Below are 1,541 nucleotides of genomic sequence, written 5' to 3'. Positions count from 1 at the left end.
CGTTAAAAAAAAGAGTAGAGTTAACTAAAAAGCCTAGTGATTACAGTTGACTGGATAAAGTCAGTATCAGTATAGACACTTTCCATATATTTTCATTCGCTGTGGTGCAGCGCTTGCGCTGCATGGGTGGCTAATTGGCAGTTTAGTTGCATAAGGGTATTGTTGTATTTGATGTAATAAATTAATATTTTTATAACGTTAGTAACTAAATAGGGGATTAAAATGAATATTACTTATAAAAACTTATTTGATGAATATGTAAAAGAACTAGATAACGCTGTTTCATATGAAGAAGATAAATTGGATTCGATTAGAGAAAAAATGTTAATTGAAGGAAAATCAGAAGTAGAAATTGAGAATTTTATAATAGGAAATTTCGTTCCTATATGCTGTTCGGGGAGAGTTATTGCTGTGTTTAGGAAATATTGGTTAAAGTGCAATGATTTAAATGTAAATTACAATAAAAATGGTTCTGACGAGTATGTTAATCCAAAGGTCTTTACTATTGACTGGCTTTCAAATGATGGAGACCCATATGAATTATTTGAATTAATTAATGGGATGCCTTACTATCCAATTGGTATAGATGAAAATGGCGATTATTGTTAATATGCTTATGTAACTAACGCAGTGCTTTATTTGAAGATCACGAGTTGCTAGCAGCTCGTTTTTTTATTCAACAAAATGGCAGGTTAGTTGCATAAAAAATGATTTGTTTTTTATAAAAAAATGACAAAATTCCCCCAAATTACAATAGGTATATACAATGTATAATGAACTTTATGGGAGTTACTGGAAGCATGAAAACAAGCTAGATTCAATTTCTAATGAAAGTGACTAAATCATGAAGATTAAATTATATAAATGGAGTGAGATTTTGTTGAAAAAAGAAGTTGTGAGTTTAATGTTAGGTTGTTTAGTGGTCGTAAGCGCAGCAGGTTGCAGTCAAACATCGGCAGCTGATGGTCCTAAGGGTGTTTCAAAGGAAATGGATGCTTTTATCACAAATTATGTTGTCGCTCAGTACAAAGGTCAATTAAACAATCCGACTGACAAAGGATTTGAGGTACACAAGATCTACGGATCGAAAAAAAAGGATGATACAACGACAGTCTATCTTCAGTATTTTTATGAAGGATTTTCCTATTCTACAAAAACAGAATTGGAAACTGCTAGTGTTGTGCCAGCATCAATTACCTTAAAAGAAAAAGGGAATTCATACGAAGTTGTTGATTACAAAGAACCTGGTGATGGTGACATGTTTGGAGATGATTTAAAAAAACTATTCCCGTCTAAGTATGTCAAAGAAACCATACACGACCAAAGTAATGCAGCAGGTTTGCAAGATGAAATGGACAAAAAAGTTAAGAATTGGGAAAAAGAAAAAAATAAATCATGACAATAACAATTTTAGAATTAGACACTATGTAACTAACGCAATGCGTTAGTTATATAACGACGTTTAGAGCAAAATAATCGGCTCCTATTTTACTATTAGACAGTATAGAGCATAAAAATATTGTATAAAAATATTGTCGAAT

The 1,541-nt window shown here is 31.7% G+C and carries 2 protein-coding genes; both read left to right on the top strand.

Going from position 1 to position 1,541, the window contains the following annotated elements; all coding sequences use genetic code 11:
• Positions 1-222 precede the first annotated feature (222 nt).
• On the top strand, positions 223-609 hold the full coding sequence (locus COI44_RS23425; RefSeq protein ID WP_098430040.1) for a hypothetical protein: 387 nt from the start codon (positions 223-225) through the stop codon (positions 607-609).
• A gap of 235 nt (positions 610-844) precedes the next feature.
• A complete protein-coding gene (locus tag COI44_RS23420) occupies positions 845-1,399 on the top strand; it encodes a thioredoxin domain-containing protein (RefSeq protein ID WP_142329305.1) in 555 nt (184 codons plus the stop codon).
• Positions 1,400-1,541: the final 142 nt, after the last annotated feature.

Source organism: Bacillus sp. AFS088145, assembly GCF_002564465.1.
Classification (GTDB): Bacteria; Bacillota; Bacilli; order Bacillales; family Bacillaceae_G; genus Gottfriedia.
This window is presented reverse-complemented; position numbering and strand designations above follow the sequence as displayed.